A 16,344-nucleotide genomic window follows, 5' to 3' on the forward strand; every position below is an offset into this window, starting at 1 on the left:
CGATCCGGACTACACCACCAAGAAGGCCCGAGTGGAACACCTGTACGCGATCGCCGACCGCGAGGTCATACCCAAGGAGAGCGAGCCGGAAGTGGCCTTCTGCCTGGACGAGTTCGGCCCGCTGAACCCGCAGCCGCACGCTGGACAAACCACCGTCACAGTTCTGACCGCCCACCGGACCGGCGCCAGCCACCAGCCCCAGTCCAAGGAGCCTCGTGACCGTGATCAGCATGCCCCAGCCGACGCTGCCCGCGCAGCGGGTTCCAGCCCCGGGCGAGGAGGCCGAGGACATAATCCTGGGGGTGGACACCCACAAGGACATCCACGTTGCTGCCGTCATCACCACCCTGGGCGCTTCGCTCGCTCAGCTGGAGTTCCCGGCCACCGCCAACTGCGTTCCTGGGCAAGGTCGTTCGGTGTCCTGCACCGGGCGGGCGTCGAGTGCACGGGCTCCTTCAGAGCCGGGCTGACCCGGGGGTACTGCCGTAGCAGCGGTAACTCCGGGCCGGACCGCTTTCGACGGCACGGCCCCCGGACCTGTTCCGTACTTGGCGGAGTGGGCCCGCTTGTACGGTGGTGGCATGGAAGGTCCTGGGAACTTAGAAGACCCGGCCGCACGGGCTGTTGCTGCCTGGGAGCGTGTGGAGACGTGGCTGCGAGCTCACGCCCCGGCGTCCGCCGCGCTGCTGCGCCCTGCCGCCGCTGACGCCGACATTACGGCCGTGGAAGAGGCTGCGAGTGTGGCCTTTCCGCCGGCGCTACGCGCCTTGTACCGGCTTCACGACGGTATCGACGACCCTGGGGACGGGAAGAGCTGGTGGCCCGCCGGGTTCCTGCCGGGCGGGCAGGGCTGGTATCGACTGGAGCAGGTGCGCGGCGCCTATGAGATGCAGACGCGGGACTGGGAGCGGGAGCCGGGCCGTCTTCCGATCACCTGCGTTCCGGACGACATGTGGCACGGGCTCTATGTCGATGCCCGTCCCGGTGAGTCGTCTTACGGATGTCTTGGCGAGTGGGTGGTCGATCGTGAGCCAGCCCTCATCCCGGATGGCTCCGCCCTGGGCTGGCCGCTTGAGGCGTGGCTCGCCGAGATCGCCGACGCGCTGGAGCAGGGTCGTTGCCTCGTCGAACCTGACGGCCGGCGCGATGAGGACAATTGGCCGGCACTGACGGGGTGTGGAGGGCTGACGTGGGTGTCCCCCGATGAGGAGCCCCAGGCCCCTGAAGGGCGGGTCCTGCTGGAGGGTCCTCGGTGATGCCGGGGCGGTCCGGCAGGGCAGTGCCCTTGCCGGACCACCTGTCTTTTATGGTTTAGGGACCGTGCAGGCCACCGTCGCCTTCGAGGCGTCGCAGTGTGCGAACTGCGGGAAGTTCACCCAGTAGGGGTCTTTGTCCAGCAGTCGGTATTTTCCGGAGAAGCCGGCGCTGAACGCGCCTCCCATGGAAGTCGAGTTGATCCAGCTGGACATGGCGGAGCGGCCGCAAACCTCATTCCACTTCGGGGCGGCCTGGCGCTCGTCGTCGTAGAGGTGCCATTCGCCCTGCTTGACGCGGGTGGCGTAGGTCTGTACGCACTGGTCGCCCGAGGTGACCGGGTTCATGCCTCCGATGACGCCTCCGGGCATGCCGCCGGAGTTGTAGCTGGAGGCGTAGGCGAACTCGTCGCACGACACCTTGTCTCCCGCGCTGATCTCCGGGACCGGTGTCGCGGCCGGGTTGCCGTGCTTGCTCGCCCAGCTTGAGCCGTCGGGGTTCTTGGGACAGATCACGTCCCGGTTCTTGTTCGGGTCACGTCCCGGGGCGTTCTTGGCCGCCTCCGGCAGGAAGAACATCGGCTTGTTGTGCGTCTGGCTCCCCGGGTGGTTCGGCAGCTTGGCCTGGATGAGCCAGGCGTGGGCGACTGCGGCCGGAGTCTTGTCGAAGTTCATCACCCACGTGGGGATGTATTTGTAGAAGGTGCATCCCGGTGTCGTGGAGGAGATCTTGTCGCAGCGGATCTGAGCGCCGTCGGCCTGCCAACGTGATGCCGACGGGTTCGCCACCGGCGAGTAGGCGGTGATCTTGGTGGACAGATCGAGCAGGTCGGCCTGGTTGGCTGCGCTCCAGGTGTGATCGATCCTTCCGACCGCTGTGTGCGAGAACGGATTCGCGCCGAGCCATTCCAGTGCTCCGGTCCAAGAATGCGGGCCGTTGGTGCACCGGTCCGGCATCATGCAGTCGAAGCGCACGTCCAGTGTCACCGATATGAACTTCGCGTCGATTGCTACCGGCACGAGGACAAGTTGCTGGGTGAACGTCGCCGAGTTTCCGGCCAGCTTTACTTCCTGGCCGACGGCCCACGAGGCGTTGAGGACTTCACCGGTGGGCTGGCCGTCCTTGACCACGATGCCGACATACTCGAAGGCGAAGCTGCCGATACATGCTTCATACCGCTTGATGTGCGAGCCGCCGAGTCCCGCGCACCAGTCGACCAGGTGGGGCAGCGGCGCCCTTGTCCCTTTGGTGAGGGCGTCACGGGTTTTCTTGCTGTTGTCCGGGACCAGGCGTGAGCACGGCTGGATGTTTGTCTTCTGGTTCACCTCGCCGCAGTTCCAGCCGTCTGCCGCGCTGCGGCCGATGGGCGGCTCGGCCGGTGGTACCGGCCGAACAGTCGGCGGGGCGATCTCCTGCCGGTGCTGGTGGCCGTCCTGGTTCAGAGGCGGTGCGTTCTTGTTGGGTTCACCCAGCTTGATGCCAACGGCATGGCTGCGGATCTTGAAGTTGACCCAGGGAGACCACACGGTCTCATACAGGCCAGTGGAGTCGTAGGCGGAGGTGTGGAAGGCGTACGTGACTCCCGGCTTCAGTCTCCCGTGCTCGACCTTGACTTCCGCCACCGAGCCGGACGGCACGAACTTGGACACGAGGACGCCGAACTGGCTGTTGTCCAGTTTCACCTGTGCCTTCGGCTTTCCGAAGGCGTCAGTTGTGTAGACCTCGAAGGTCAGGTTCGCTGTGTCATTGTCCTTGTCGGTCACGGTGTTGCGTAGGACCGTCTCGGTGGTGTTGACCTGCCACACCCCTGCCACCTGAGTCCAGGCCGGGCCGGCCTGCGGGTTCTTGCCCGAAACCGGCCGGTTCCCGGCGGCAGCCGTGTTTTCGGGTCCGGCGGCCGGTCGGGCGGACGGCGCGCTCTTCGGGGAGGGGCTGGGGGTGAAGTCGGTGGCCCTTGCCGTACCGGCCCCCACGAGTAAGCCGGCGGCGGCTCCGGCGGCCAGAATGCGTAAGACGAAAGTGGAGCGTCTGCTGATCAAGCGTTCATCCTCCTCAATCGGTCGGATGTTCGATGTCAGTCCATCAGTTCCACTACGCGGTTCATATGGTCAGGGTCACGTTTCGCCGGAGGCCAGACGTCCCCTCGCTGCCGGGTATCCGCGGTGACACGACGGTCACCTGCTCACGCCCACCGCATCCGGTACCCGAGGAACCCGCCTTATCACGGCCTATGGGCCCAACCCTCGAGTGATAGTTCAGACCCTGTCCTCACCAGGGCCCTTCCTCAATGGGCCTTTCGTCGCTATTTCTCCTTGTGAAGGTGGCTTCCGTGAATGGTCCAACCCTCGCGTCCGGCTCCTCTGGCGCTTTCGCCGGTGCGGCGGCGGGCCATCAGGTCGCCTATGGCCAGGTGGATCATGGCTTCGGAACGGGCCGGGAGGGTTTCGTCGTCACGGGCCAGGCGCCGGTTCAGCATGAGCCAGCCGGTTGGGTCGGCCGCGCGGTGAGGTGTCTGCCTGTGGCAAGCCCTTTCCGCACGGCCTCCCGCCGAACCGGACATGACGGTTTCCCTGCCATCCGGCTCTCCCGTGACTACTGCGTGAATGTTGTGGCTGGCTTTTCTGAATTGACAAAAGAACTTGGCCCGGCTTGAAACGACTTGGAGTCGGCGTCATTGGAGTCGGCGTCAGCAGATCCTTGGGAGAGGCGCAGCACTCATCCCAGGCTTCAAGAAAGCTCTCGTAGGTGTTGAGGCGTTCTTGGCGCATTCAGTGACCGTGCTCGACGGCATCTTGGTCCTGTACTTACCACTCGACGGCTTAGCTGCCCGCGCCCCAACAACCGCCCCCAAGCCGGTTGCCACTCACCCGATCACTGCGATGGCGAGAGGAACCACGAAATCCGTCACGGCGGCGCATCATGGCTGCTCAATCAGTTCAAGGGAACACCGTGTCGTGCGGCCTGACAGCAGGACCAACGGCATCACAGCTCGTCAATCAACCGCGAACACATGAACAGGTCCCGGCGTTCGTCCCCCCACCTGTTGCCATCCACGCAGCACCGAGCGCAACCCGCGCGGAGCAACCTCACCGCTGCTTCATCAATGACGACAGAAGGTGTCGGGTTTACGGTCGACGATGGACGTATGCGCGAGACCCCAGAAGAACTCGACAAGCTCCAGTCCCTCCTCGACTCCTCCCTCTCCGGCTCGACCGCACACCTCCGCTCGATAGTCGAGGGCTGCACCATCACGGCGGCGCAGCTCACCGGGGTCCTCACCGGCATGTGCACGCTTGCCCTCTCGACGGTGACCGCAAGGGGCGAACCGCGGATCAGCGGCGCCGACGGGCACTTCCTGCACGGCCGGTGGCACTTCGGCACGGCGCGCAACGCCGCCAAGGCTGGTCATCTCGCGGCCTGTCCGGCCGCCAGCGTCGCGCACATGCGCGGCGAGGACCTCGGCGTGTTCACCCACGGCACGGTGGAGGAGCTGAACCCCGAGGACGGCGAGACCACGGCCGACTGGCAGGAACTCCTCGCCTACTTGAAGGACTTCTACGGCGACGACCCGTTCGACTGGGACCGCGAGGTCGTCTACTACCGGCTGAACCCGCACTGGATGACCGTCTACGTCCCCGACCTCGACAAGCTCACCGGCACGTGACGCCGGGCCCGTCGACGAGGGCCTGCACCTGCGCGTACGTGGGTGCGGGGCCAGCCGACGGCGCGCCGTCGCGTACCGCCAGCGCCGTGGAGACGGCCTCGCCCAGTGCCCGCCGGTACAGCAGCGATCGGGGCGAGTTGATCCGTCTTCTCGGCGAGGGCCCACCGGAGTGGGCGGGCAGGTCACCCACAAGCGCTGGACCTGTCTGTGCGACCACGAACACGACACCTGCAGCGTCGACTTCCTCGACCTGCCCACGGGGACGGCCGTTCACTACGGCAACGGCCGACGGGGCCGCACCGCCGATAGGGACCACCATCAGCACATGACCGAACTGAACGCCAAAGTCTTCGAGCGAGCGCGGCCGCTGGAGGCACGAGGGAACTGAGAGGGTGTTTTTTGCCCAATGTTTCATCGCGAGATGGGCTGTTGATGGCGGTTTAGGCTCCTCGCCAGGTTGGGGCTGATTCGCGGGTGAGGCGGCGGGCCATGAGGGCGATCATCGCGAGGTAGATCATGGCGGTGGAGCGGGCGGGGAGGGCTTCGTAGTCGCGGGCCAGGCGGCGGTGCTGCATGAGCCAGCCGAGCGTTCTCTCCACCGTCCACCTGCGCGGGAGGACAGTGAAGCCGCGGGCGCCGGGGGTGCGGCGGACGACTTCGAGGTCGATGCCGAGGCAAACAGCGTGGTCGACGAGGTATTCCCGGTATCCGCGGTCGGCCCAGCCCTTCCGGGCACCGGGGTGGACGGCGGCGATGCGGTCGAGGAGGGTCCGGCCGGCGACGGAGTCCTGGACGCTGGCGGCGGTGACGAGGACGGTCAGCAGCAGCCCGGTCGTGTCGATGACGATGCTCCGCTTGCGGCCGACGATCTTCTTGCCGACGTCGGCGCCTTGGTCGCGGGCGGGAACGTTGGTCGACGTCTTGACGCTCTGCGCGTCGATGATGCACGCGGTCGGCTCCGGGGTTCGCCCTTCGTCCTCGCGGACCCGGCGCCGGAGCAGGGCGTTGAGCTGCTCAAAGATGCCGTCCTTCTCCCAGCGTCCGAAGCAGTGGTAGGCGGTGTTCCAGTGCGGGTAGTCATGGGGCAGATACCGCCACGGGATGCCGGTGCGGGCCACGTAGAGAATGGCGTCGAGCAGATCCCTCAGGTTGTGCTGCGGCGGGTGCCCGATGTTCAGGCCGTGCCGGGCTTTCTCGTCGCGCCAGCTCGTCAGCAGGGGCTCGACCTGGAACGGCACGGTGGCCGCACACCCGCCGGAGTCACCGTCCGCATCCTGCAACGACTCCTCGCCCTGACCGCCGCAATCTGACACAACCACAAGACTGGCGGACCCGTCATCCGATCACTGACCGCCCACGACCACTGACCTCGGAATCAATCATCTAGCCGAGCAGCAGGAGCGGGAGGGGGCGGCGAGTTGGGAACGCTGTGCCTTTGTCAGTTTATCGGTGAGCGGCGGGTGTTCACCGTGACGTGGATACAGCCAGCCACGGGTCGCTGCGGCCGGCTGCCCCCCGGGACAGAGCGGAACGCGGGCAGCTATCTGCGGGAGCGGTTCGGCGCCGACTATGTCTCGCTCGGGCTGACGTTCCACCACGGCCCGGCGCCGGTACCCCCGCCGGACTACGCCGAAGCGGTCCTCGGCAGCGCCGGACACGACGCCTATCTGCTGGATCTGCGCAGCGGAGTACCCCCGGCGGGGGTCTGGCGCTGGCTGACCGCACCGGCGCGGACCCGTCTCGTCGGACCGGGGTACGACCCCGCGGACGACCGGGCGCACCAGCTGTCGGGCGGCTCGCTCGCCCAGTGGTTCGACGTGATCGTGCACTGGCGGAAGGTCACCCCGGCCCGGCCGCTCCGGGTCCCGCACTCCGAACCCACGTCCTGAAGCTACGTTCTGAAGCCGCGTCCTGAATCCGTGTGCCGAACCCTGCACCGAACCTGCGCGCACAACTCCCGTACCGGACCCCGCGGTGTGCGGCCACACCGGACCGAACCAGCCACACCGAACCGGCCGTGCTGACCCGCCCTGCCGACCAGCCGCGCCGGCCGGCGGCACCCGGCAGCCGGCACCCGGCACCCGCGCCGAACGCCGCCGGGGATATCTCAGCCGCTCGGCCGCCGGACAAGGGTCCAGAGCAGCTCATTGGCGGCGTTGATGTACCGCAGCCGCAGATTGGGCATCACATTCGCCAGCGCCACCACGGCGACCGCCGGGTCCTGGCTGAAACCGATGAAGGTACTGAAGCCCCGGGTGGCACCCGAGTGGGAGAGCATCACCTGTCCCCCGGGCAGCTCATGTCTGCTCCAGGCGAGCGCGAGGGCTGGGCCGCCCTGGGCACGCGGGCGCGGCAGCGCCACCTCGCGCAGCGCGGTACGGAGCGGTGCCTGTGGCACGGTGTGGTCCGGCGGCGAGATCAGCGCGTGCAGATAGTGCAGCAGATCACGAGCGCTGGAGCGCAGCACTCCGGCACCCGGCAGCCCGGGAATCACAAACGGCGGACGGGGCCTGCCGTGCCAGTGCCCGGTGGCCTGGGGCTCGCCGGGGTCGGCCGTGGTGTCGAGCATGCCCAGCGGCTCCAGCACCCGGTCGTTCAGCAGGGCGCCGTACTCGGTACCGCCCTGTTCGGCGAGGAGATGACCGAGCAGACCGACGCCGAAGTTGGAGTAGCGCACCCGGATGCCCGGGGCACGGTCCACCCGGGTGCGGGCCAGTGACTCCAGCAGCCTTCCCGGCGGATAGCCCCGGTAGGGGTTGGTGGTCCAGGAGGGCACCGCGGTGCGCAGCAGACCCGGCGGGAGCCGGGGCAGACCCGAGGTGTGGGTGGCCAGCTGCTCCAGGGTGATGTCGGCACCCGCCGGTCCGCGCGGCAGCGCCCAGCGCGGGACCCGCGCGCTGAGCGGCTCATCCGCGCTGACGGTGCCGCGCGCGGCCATATCGGCGAAGAGTAGCGCGGTGAAGGTCTTGGTCACCGAGCCCAGCTCGAACCGGGTCCGGTCGGTGACCGGTTCCCGCCGCGACCGGTCGGTGAAGCCCTGACAGAAGGTGGTGGTCTCGCCCCCCGCCAACACCGCGATCACGGTGGCCGCCCGGCGGGGGGCCGCCGCCGCGACCCGCTCCAGCAGCGCGTCCGGTGCCTGGACGCGGTCAGACGTCAATGGTGTCGCCGAGCCGGGACAGCGCCAGGGTGCCGGCCACGATCGCCACGATGGAGGTGTGCCGGTTGTCCAGGAACGCCTGGTCCGGGTCCTCGTCGATCGGCTGCCCGTCGCGCGGCACCAGACCGTCGGCGTGCTGGGCGGCGGCGAGCCGCTCCCAGTACTCCGCCTCGCACCGCGGCTGGGGCAGACAGGCGTCGACAATGATCAGCTCGGCGAGCAGGTCCCACTCCTCGATCTCCGCCCAGGCGTCCATCCAGACCGGGAGCCAGTCGATGAGATAGTCCCGGATCCGGGGTGGCAGCCCATGCGGCTCGGCTCCCCAGTCGGTGGCGTGGAAGACGGTGTGCGTCATGCAGTACGCCGTCATCCAGTCGATCATCCAGGGCTCGGGGGTGTGCCCCAGCCAGGTGGCCTCGATCAGTGACGTCCAGTCCGCCTGGCGCTCGATCCCGGCGACCCGGGCGGCGTTGGCCACCGCCATCCGCCGGTTGGGAATCATCTCGGCACCCCGGTGCGAGGCCATCGAGCCCAGATGCCGCACCAGCCCGTGGAGCCGGTCGTGCCGGTAGCCGACCCGGGCGAAGTGGGTGTACATCTCCAGCGGGTCGGTCATCATCGGGAACCGCATCTGCCGCTCGTAGAGCAGATCACCGGAGGCGAGCTGCCCCCAGGCGAAGTCGAGCAGATCCCGGGCCGACTGCTGCTCGCCGGACGAGGCCATGCCCTCACGGAGCACCAGGGAGGCGGCGAGCGCCAGCTCGCCCAGCGGCTTGTAGAAGCCATCGGGATCGGCGAGCACCTCCCGGGACTCCGGCGGCAGCGAGCCCCGGCTCCGGTTGGTGTGCAGCCAGCCGATGGCGCGGGTGGCCACCTGGTGCGCGATCTGCCGGCGGGTCGCCGGTGCTCCGGTCGATGTGCTCATGCGCCGCACCCTTTCCGTTCCTGCCGCCCGGGAATGAGCAGAGCCGCGATCTCGATGTCCAGAACCGTCCGGGCGCCGACGGCGCCGCACAGCTCCAGATGTTCGACCACGGGCTCGGTGTCCAGACCGGGCAGCGCGGCACCCCGGCTCTGGACCAGTGCGGCCCAGCGGGCCAGCCGTGCCGCCGTCGGATAGTCGCGGCGCAGCATCGAGCGGGTGAGCCCGCGCTTCAGCGCCGTCACCCTGCGGACCGCCTGTTCGGTCACCGGGCCCGGCAGACCGGGCAGCGCCAGCGAGGAGAGCCGGGCCATGCCCTGTGACCAGGGGCGCCAGTGCAGAGTCTCCGGGAGCAGCGGTACCCCCGGCTCCCGGTCGGCCTGCTCCTCGATGGCCGGGGCCGGGACCTGGTCGGCCCCCGGCGCGAACCGGGTGAGCAGGGCGTTGGTCGCCTGGCCGAGACAGACCATCTCCGGGGGGTCCTCGGGAGAGGCGGGGAAGACGCTCAGCGCCTCCGCCACCACATCCCAGTCGTCCGGCCCGAAGGCCGTCGAGGCCAACAGCGCGGGTGCGAAGACATCAGGTCCCAGCACCCGCACCGCGGCCAATGCCGCTTTCGTGTCCGCCGCGCCATCCACGTGCACCGCCAGGCTTGCGGAGTGCCCGGTGCCCCGCAGGGCATCGAGCAGGCGTGCGGCCAGACTCTCCACCGCCGCTCCGTATTCAGCCGACGGTGCGGAGTCCGCTTGCGACATGGGGTCTCACCTTCTTTTAGAAGTGATCAGCCAGAAGTGATCAGCACTGCTGTGGCGGTGAGCGGTGTTACTTGCCGCTCGGCTGCTTCGGCTGACGCGGCGAGAGCAGAACGGCGGCGAGCAGGAGCAGAAGGGCCTCCGGCGCGTAGACCGGGGCGCCGCTGACGGCCGCCTCGGGCTCGGTGAAGAGACCGCGCACGGCGGTGCGCTCAGCGGCCTCGGCGCGGACGGTGCGGGTACGGATGGGGGTGTGGACTGACATGTTTCCTCCAGGTTGTCTGCCGCCCGCTTTTTCGGACGGGTCAACCGGCGTCGCACGGCAAATACCGGCGACGGACAGACCGGCGTGGTTACGTGCCGTCACGAGATGGTCACCCGATTGCGCAACGACTCGCCATGGCAAGTCACCCTTTTTCACCTGATCAAGTGAACAAGGTGCATCGCCATGGAGCCGCGAAGAAACGCTTCTCCCTCGGCTGGGCAGGCGATCCCGACGGCGTCCACCCCACCCGCCCCGCCCCGGAAACCCGCATGGCGGATTGCCACCCGCCGCCCACCCTGCTCACCCGCGCGCACCCGCCCGCGGTCCGCTCGGTGAATCACCCGTACGGGGGGCCGCCTCGGTCCGGGTCCAGCTCCCCGGGCAGCGGCCGGGGCGTCATGGCGTGCGCGCATCCGGGGCAGGCGTACCGCCCGGCTTCTGTCGGCACCGGCGCACCGGTGAAGCACCCGCACCGCGCGCAGCGCACCCTGCGAGCCGGTGGTACGGGCACGGTGAGCCCCTCGGGCGTCACCGCGCCTCCCTCGCGCCGGGCCGCCGCCCGCGCGCCCTCGCGGCTTCGGTACCACCGGTACCACCGGTACCGGCATCGGTATCGGTATCGGTGAGGACCAGCACCCGGACCGGTCGGCCGTAACAGCGGCAGCGGTAGCCGACCCCGGGCCGGTCGGGCGGCGGCATGCAGGCGAGCCGGGGATCATGATGGGCGCGGTGGATCGCCACCACCGCACCGGCCGCGAGCGCCACGGCCGTGCTGAAAGACGGACCGGATCCGAAAGGACCATCGCACCGTTCCCGCAGGTGGGCGGGCTCTCCCAATTAGACTCGCAGGTGAGGGCGGAATCGACCGTTTACGCCCCCACCTGTTTTCGGACTGTCTGGCCGGTAACCGCCCTGGGATGCAAGTGGTTCCTTGCATAAAACCGCAGATCGATTTTGCTTTTGCTGTGAAGAGTGCGACCTTCTTTCCTGTCGTCGCTGGCCCACCTCTCCTCTCAATGGAGATGTGGGCCTTCGCCGTATCAGAGCCTGCGCCTCCAGGAGGGGGATGAGCCCGAGGTGGGCTCAGCCGGTAGGGCCTGCCTGCCTGGACTCGACGTCTCGCGAGCAGGCCCTGGACCCAAGGGGGCCGTCTTGAACGTAACGCTCGACGTTGCCACAGCCATCGTGGCACTGGGGGCACTGGCCGTTGCCATGTGTATCTATCGGTGGACCGCGCCAGTGGCCGGGACTGGTGCGGCAAGCACAACATCCAAGGGGGAGAGGCTTCTCTACGCCCTCACCGCGGCTGTCGCAGTCATCACGATCGGCACATTCGTAGTTGGTGGCGTCCAGAAGACGGAAGCTCCTCAAGTGAGTCCGAACCCCACCGCGACGGTCCTCAATCCCAATCCTTGACGGGTGGCGCCGACCGACGGGGCGAAGGGGCAGCATCCCCCCGCACTCGGAGCCGCTGAGAGCTCTGCGACGTGACGACGGGGCGTAGAGCCGCGGGCTGGGTGACACCAGTATCAGCGGTCAACTCCATCCCGCTGAGGGCCGCTGTGATGCAGGTCACGTTCTATGTGTCAAACGGATCTCCTGGTTCGGCGACTGGAGTTAGTACGGGGCGCCCGGGGGCGGACCGTGATCCTGCTGGAAACGGAAGAAGGACCAAGCGCCGTGAAGAAGAAGATGCTGATCCCTGGTCAGCGCGACAGCATCCTCCCTCTGTTGTTCCCCGAGGAGGAGCTGCCCTCGACCTCGCGGTCGCAGTGGGGATATGTCCGGAGCAACGAGCCCTCGTTCCGTCGTCACGTCCTCGTGAGGGTGGGAGAGGTGCACGAGGGCGACGTCTCCGACAAGGCCTTCCAGGGCCTGCATACCCGGCTGAAGAGCGGGCCGGTGGAGGAGATCAAGAAGTACGCGGCGAAGGCCTTCGGTAACGCTGTGCGCAAGTTCCACATCCGCCTGGCCCAGCAGCGCGCGAAGGAGCTGCTCATCGGCGATGACGCCTGGGTGCTGGAGGAAGCCCCGATGCCTGTGCCGGGGTACTCGGTGGAGTTCGACCTGGACTCCGTCGCGGCCTCCGTGGAGGAACAGATGGAGCTGGACTACTACCGGAAGACGCTCGCGGCGGAGCTGAGCCCGGGCGAGCTGATCGCGATCTCGCTGGTGACGTTCGATGGCTACACCGCGGCGGAGGCGGCGAGGCTGCTGGGCCTCACGAGCGGCGCGGTACGCAACGCCGTGCACCGGGCGAAGGTGAAGGCGAATCCGCTGCGGGGGCGGCTTGGCCTCGCCTGAGGCAAGCATCCTCTCCTGCGGGTGCGCGGCTCGCGGCAATGCCGGGTCCGTGCACACCGCAGGTGGGCTGCTTGCCCGCCAGAGGTGAGCTGCTTGGCGGCAGCCACCCAGCACAGAGGGACGACCTGACTGCAATCAGGCGCATGTAAGACAAGTGGATGTTCTTGGGGGATCCGGGCAGAGGCCCGGCAAGAGGGAGTAATCAATGAAGAAGGACTACAGGCTCGCGATGGGTACCCTCGCCGAGTTGCTTCACTACAGGGTCGTGCGGTGGTTGGACTCGGTCCTCATCGCCCTACTGTCGGTCAAGGGGTTGCTCCCTCCCCGGACCCGTTTGGCTGATCAGCTTCGTGGTGCACGGCTTGGGTTGTTCGCGGTGCTGGCTACCGTCACGGTGTCGCGATTCGCCGATCGGGCAGGACAGGGGGCACCCAGGCCGTAACCCGTCGAAATTTCCGTAGGGCCGGACACCCAGGAGCAAACGCTTGGGTGTCCGGCCCTACTGGTGTCTGTGCAGGGACACACGGGTGTCTCTGCACCGTCTGCTCGACCGGCTCCACACCACGAGCGACGGGAACTGCGACACCTTAGGACACAGCTCCATGGCAAGCATCCTCCAGTCCGGCCACCAGGGCGAGAACTTCCCCGGCACCGTCACCGCCCTCGACCTTCTGATCGAGGCCGAAAAGCGCAGGCTCGCCGCCCAGCGTGGACGAGTGAAGCGGCTGCGTCGTGACCGCCGCCGCGCCAAGCGTGCCGAAGCCGCCCGGATGTGCCGTACGTACACGCGCGCCGGCCTCTTCTGGAGCGGCACCGTCGCGGTCACCGCGGCGGTCGTGTGCTTCGCGATCGGCCAGGCGGGCGCCGCGTTCCAACTGCTGCAGTTCGCCTTCGGGGCATGGGTTGCCGCGCTCCAGATCCCGCCGCGTCGCTGACCTCGAACCGGCCCACCAGCAAGATCATATGTGCGCCCCGGACTTGAAGGTCCGGGGCGCACATCGGGGTGACGACAGGGGCCCGCTTGGAGACACGGCCGCACGATCAACGGTTGTAGCGGGCGAGGGGGACCGATTTCGCCCCCCAGGGTCATTGGATGGAGGTATCGGTGCTCACAGCTAGCCGTCTGCGCTGATACCCGAAGGCCCTGCACTCGCCATGGGGTGAGGGACCGGGATGACGGTGGCGCGATCCTATGGTGCATCGAGTTCATTGAGGATCTCGATGTAGTAGCAGCGCCGGTCTGCCAGGTGTTCGATGACTGCTTCCTCAGAGGGTTCGGGGATCTTGTGGAGGTGTTCAAGGAGATTGCTCCGCTGCGGGTGGTCAGAGGCGCTTACGTACTCGATCGTGCGGAAGGTCGCAGCAGCGAACAGCAGGGTGTGCGGCTGGAAGCCACCCCAGGTGTCGAAGCTTCTGACGACCGCTTCCCATAGGAGCCAATGTCCTGGGCTCGGCGGTGCTCGGCCACCAGGAGGGCGGCGATCTCGATGGTGTGACTGAAACCCCAGGCGTGTCCATGCCATTGAGTCTCTTGGGACAACAGGAACCGCGCGAAGTCGATGTCGACGAGTCCAGGAAGGCGGATCAGGTCTTCGAGGAGCCGCTGACGGTCCTTCCGCCTCAGATCGACGGGCAGGCCATCGGCGTCATGTTGCCCTTCGAACTCCAGGAGCTTCCAGAGCTCCGGATCGTCCAGCCACCATGCGAGTTCGGGAACGCAGCCCGGATCATCCTGCTCGTGGGCGCTCATGCTGGCATGTCGCTTTCGTTTTGCGGTGGCGGTTGCTCGATAGCAGTGCAGCGAGGTCTTAGGGATTTTGGTCTTCGCGGCGATCTGCACGAGGGACTCGCCCTGGGCTTTCAGTATCCGCGCGTACTCGATTTTGTCTTCGGGGCGGCCAGCTCCTTCCGGTTCGCCTCCCGTTCGGCCACGGTAGGGGAGCATGGAGGAGCGTCCCGACGCGGCTCCGTCACCCGGCCCATCTCCGCCGGACCCGCCGCGGGCTGGCAGCCAGAACCTGGCCTGGCGCCGGCTGCCAGCCAGGGACCCCCGGGGGTGAGAACCGTTCGCGTCAGAGAGCAACGAGATCGCCATCGGCTGCCCAACCAGCGGAAGTTCTCAGAAATCCCACCCGGAATAAGGGACCATCCCCGCAACGCGGGGCCGACGCCCGAGTCTCTACCCTGGACCAGCTCGACGGCGGAGCATCCCCGCAGCGCGGGGCCGACACTTGTTGACCTGGTCCCTTTGTCGGTGATCACGGGGGTTTTCATTCAGCTTGTTTTTTAACCAGTTCGTCGTGGTTTGGTGCCGACCTTGTGGTGTGCCGGTCGCTGGTATGCCTCGCTGCCGGTGAGGACTCGTCCCACGTCGTGGCGGGTTGCGGGTTGCCGGTTCTTCGAGCCCGGCGGCCGGCCGGGACCGGGTGTGGTGGGTTTCGGTGCACCGGCTGGAGAACCAGTCGTCGTGCGGAGGTTCCGGAACCCGCGCCGGACCCGGGCCGGGGTGAGCTTGTGCGGCGGGGCTGGCCTCTCCCACGGCCGGCGCAGGTCGGTGGCGAGCGGGCGGGCGAGGCGGAGTTGGGTATGGGCGGCGATGATCAGCCAAGTCCAGCGGTCAGCAGCTGCGAAGTCGCGCAAGCGGAGCCGGGTCCAGCCAAGGGTCTGCTTGAGCATGCGGAAGGTGTGCTCGATGTCGAATCGTCGCAGGAACGCCTGCCAGCAGCGGTCGACGTCGGCCGGGGGGCGCCGGTGCGCGCCCACCACAGCCAGACCGGCTTGTTCACCCCGCCGGACGGCAGGTGTTCGACGGCCAGGCGGATGACGGTGCCCTCGATGACCGGGAGTGGGCCGTCGTGGTCGAGCCACGCGGCCCGCTGGGTCAGCCGCGGGTGCAGCCGGTCCCACGCCCGCGCGCTGGCCTTGCCGTAGAGGCGGGTGTCGGTGACGGTGGCGGCCTGTTCCTCACCCCAGGTGGCAGGGTTGCCGAAGACGAACTCGCCGCCGTGCTTGGGCGGCCGTCCGCCCTTCGGATTGGCCAGGTGGAACTCTTCCCGCGAGGGTGCCGGGCGGCGCATCACCCGGTCCGACCGGGTCCGGCCCAGGATCTCGACCGGCAGCCCGGACAGGAGGTGGGCGATGCGCGGGGCGTCGTATCCGGCGTCCAGCACGATCAGGACGTCCGGATCGCCCTCGGTCCACTGGCCCGCCGCGACGAGCCGTTCGACAACCTCGCCGACCTGGCGGGCGGTGACCGCCGCCAGGTCCGTGCCGGGGGCCAGCCGGACCGCGTCCAGGAACGCCGACCAGGAAGTGCGGCCGGCCTCCAGGGCGACGACGACCGAGTACGGCCAGCCGGGCATCATCTGGTGCTTGGCGTTGCCACGGCCGTAGGTGTGACAGAACGAGCGGTCCGGCACGGTCCCGGCGTCCGGCCGAAGCCACGGCGAGACATCCACCGCCAGGACCAGCCGCCCGTCGCCCGCCCGGGGCAGCGGCACGCCTGCCAGCGTCCACCGCATCCGGGCGACATCGAGCCCGCCGCGGTTCAGGCCGGCGTAGAGAGAACCGTGACCCCGGCGGTGCTCGGGTGCAAGGGCGAGGTCGACCAGCGACCGCACCGGTCCGTCGGTGCACAGCACGGCGTCGGTCAGCTCGAACAGCGCGTCCGCGCGGGCGGTCAGGCAGTCGTAGAAGTCGGTCCAGAACCGGGATAACACGGTCAGGGACTCGACGCGTACAGCGTCGTGCAGCAGACTCACCCTCGCGGCCTTGGCATGATCAACAGCATCTCGACAACGCACATGATCACACCAAGGCCATACCGCTGTCGCATCGCCCACCAGCGGCCAACTGGCCTTTCAGAGGAGGACGTTAAACAACAAGTTCAGTGCCTGTTCCTGATCCCCTTACCCGATCAGCAGGGCCACAGGCCGTGGCGCTGTGGCCGACCCGCAGCATCCGTATCGGACTACGTAGTTCCACCGATGCTGGTGACGCCGCTATGGCTCATGCTGGTAAGCA

14 protein-coding genes and 3 pseudogenes are annotated in these 16,344 nt (G+C 68.0%); 8 read left to right on the forward strand and 9 right to left on the reverse strand.

What is annotated here, in order from left to right; all coding sequences use genetic code 11:
• The 3 genes and pseudogenes from ABZ348_RS30280 to ABZ348_RS30290 all read left to right on the forward strand — a co-directional run.
• Positions 1-148: pseudogene (locus ABZ348_RS30280) on the forward strand (IS630 family transposase); the annotation flags it as partial.
• 82 nt (positions 149-230) lie between these two features.
• Positions 231-470: a hypothetical protein gene (locus ABZ348_RS30285; protein ID WP_358938594.1), complete on the forward strand. Its 240-nt coding sequence runs from the start codon at positions 231-233 to the stop codon at positions 468-470.
• A gap of 252 nt (positions 471-722) precedes the next feature.
• Positions 723-1,256 (forward strand): SMI1/KNR4 family protein, encoded by a 534-nt coding sequence (locus ABZ348_RS30290; protein WP_358938446.1) that lies wholly within the window; start codon positions 723-725, stop codon positions 1,254-1,256.
• Positions 1,257-1,304: 48 nt separating this feature from the next.
• On the opposite strand, the gene ABZ348_RS30295 is transcribed toward ABZ348_RS30290, so the two are convergent.
• Together ABZ348_RS30295 and ABZ348_RS30300 are read right to left on the reverse strand one after the other, a co-directional pair.
• On the reverse strand, positions 1,305-3,293 hold the full coding sequence (locus tag ABZ348_RS30295) for a hypothetical protein (RefSeq protein WP_358938447.1): 1,989 nt from the start codon (positions 3,291-3,293) through the stop codon (positions 1,305-1,307).
• Positions 3,294-3,556: 263 nt separating this feature from the next.
• Positions 3,557-3,739: pseudogene (locus ABZ348_RS30300) on the reverse strand (hypothetical protein); the annotation flags it as partial.
• Between the two features lie 660 nt (positions 3,740-4,399).
• Between ABZ348_RS30300 and ABZ348_RS30305 the strand changes: the two are divergent.
• On the forward strand, positions 4,400-4,918 hold the full coding sequence (locus ABZ348_RS30305; protein ID WP_358938449.1) for a pyridoxamine 5'-phosphate oxidase family protein: 519 nt from the start codon (positions 4,400-4,402) through the stop codon (positions 4,916-4,918).
• Positions 4,919-5,087: 169 nt separating this feature from the next.
• A complete protein-coding gene (locus tag ABZ348_RS30310; protein WP_358938451.1) occupies positions 5,088-5,306 on the forward strand; it encodes a hypothetical protein in 219 nt (72 codons plus the stop codon).
• A gap of 52 nt (positions 5,307-5,358) precedes the next feature.
• On the opposite strand, the gene ABZ348_RS30315 is transcribed toward ABZ348_RS30310, so the two are convergent.
• Positions 5,359-6,198 carry an IS5 family transposase gene (locus ABZ348_RS30315; protein ID WP_358938588.1) on the reverse strand — a complete coding sequence of 280 codons (840 nt, stop codon included), beginning with the start codon at positions 6,196-6,198 and terminating at the stop codon, positions 5,359-5,361.
• A gap of 189 nt (positions 6,199-6,387) precedes the next feature.
• Here ABZ348_RS30315 and ABZ348_RS30320 point away from each other — a divergent pair, with 189 nt between their 5' ends.
• On the forward strand, positions 6,388-6,807 hold the full coding sequence (locus tag ABZ348_RS30320; protein WP_358938453.1) for an erythromycin esterase family protein: 420 nt from the start codon (positions 6,388-6,390) through the stop codon (positions 6,805-6,807).
• A gap of 218 nt (positions 6,808-7,025) precedes the next feature.
• On the opposite strand, the gene ABZ348_RS30325 is transcribed toward ABZ348_RS30320, so the two are convergent.
• The 4 genes from ABZ348_RS30325 to ABZ348_RS30340 form a co-directional block, all read right to left on the reverse strand.
• Entirely contained in the window at positions 7,026-8,078 is a 1,053-nt protein-coding gene (locus ABZ348_RS30325; RefSeq protein WP_358938455.1) for a serine hydrolase domain-containing protein, read from the reverse strand.
• The gene (locus ABZ348_RS30330) at positions 8,068-9,003 is read right to left on the reverse strand and encodes a hypothetical protein (protein WP_358938457.1); all 936 of its coding nucleotides are present in this window, start codon (positions 9,001-9,003) and stop codon (positions 8,068-8,070) included. The genes ABZ348_RS30325 and ABZ348_RS30330 overlap by 11 nt, the downstream gene beginning before the upstream one ends.
• The gene (locus tag ABZ348_RS30335; protein WP_358938459.1) at positions 9,000-9,755 is read right to left on the reverse strand and encodes a hypothetical protein; all 756 of its coding nucleotides are present in this window, start codon (positions 9,753-9,755) and stop codon (positions 9,000-9,002) included. The genes ABZ348_RS30330 and ABZ348_RS30335 overlap by 4 nt, the downstream gene beginning before the upstream one ends.
• Before the next feature lie 67 nt (positions 9,756-9,822).
• On the reverse strand, positions 9,823-10,017 hold the full coding sequence (locus ABZ348_RS30340) for a hypothetical protein (protein WP_358881106.1): 195 nt from the start codon (positions 10,015-10,017) through the stop codon (positions 9,823-9,825).
• 1,680 nt (positions 10,018-11,697) lie between these two features.
• On the opposite strand from ABZ348_RS30340, the gene ABZ348_RS30345 reads away from it, so the two are divergent.
• Together ABZ348_RS30345 and ABZ348_RS30350 are read left to right on the forward strand one after the other, a co-directional pair.
• Positions 11,698-12,321 carry a sigma factor-like helix-turn-helix DNA-binding protein gene (locus ABZ348_RS30345; protein ID WP_358938461.1) on the forward strand — a complete coding sequence of 208 codons (624 nt, stop codon included), beginning with the start codon at positions 11,698-11,700 and terminating at the stop codon, positions 12,319-12,321.
• Positions 12,322-12,923: 602 nt separating this feature from the next.
• The gene (locus ABZ348_RS30350) at positions 12,924-13,256 is read left to right on the forward strand and encodes a hypothetical protein (protein ID WP_358938463.1); all 333 of its coding nucleotides are present in this window, start codon (positions 12,924-12,926) and stop codon (positions 13,254-13,256) included.
• 398 nt (positions 13,257-13,654) lie between these two features.
• Here ABZ348_RS30350 and ABZ348_RS30355 read toward each other — a convergent pair whose 3' ends face one another.
• Both ABZ348_RS30355 and ABZ348_RS30360 read right to left on the reverse strand, forming a co-directional pair.
• Positions 13,655-14,266 carry a hypothetical protein gene (locus ABZ348_RS30355; protein ID WP_358938464.1) on the reverse strand — a complete coding sequence of 204 codons (612 nt, stop codon included), beginning with the start codon at positions 14,264-14,266 and terminating at the stop codon, positions 13,655-13,657.
• A gap of 341 nt (positions 14,267-14,607) precedes the next feature.
• Positions 14,608-16,082, reverse strand: a pseudogene (locus ABZ348_RS30360) (NF041680 family putative transposase).
• Positions 16,083-16,344 lie beyond the last annotated feature (262 nt).

It is taken from the genome of Streptomyces sp. NPDC005963 (assembly GCF_040638655.1).
GTDB lineage: Bacteria > Actinomycetota > Actinomycetes > Streptomycetales > Streptomycetaceae > Streptomyces.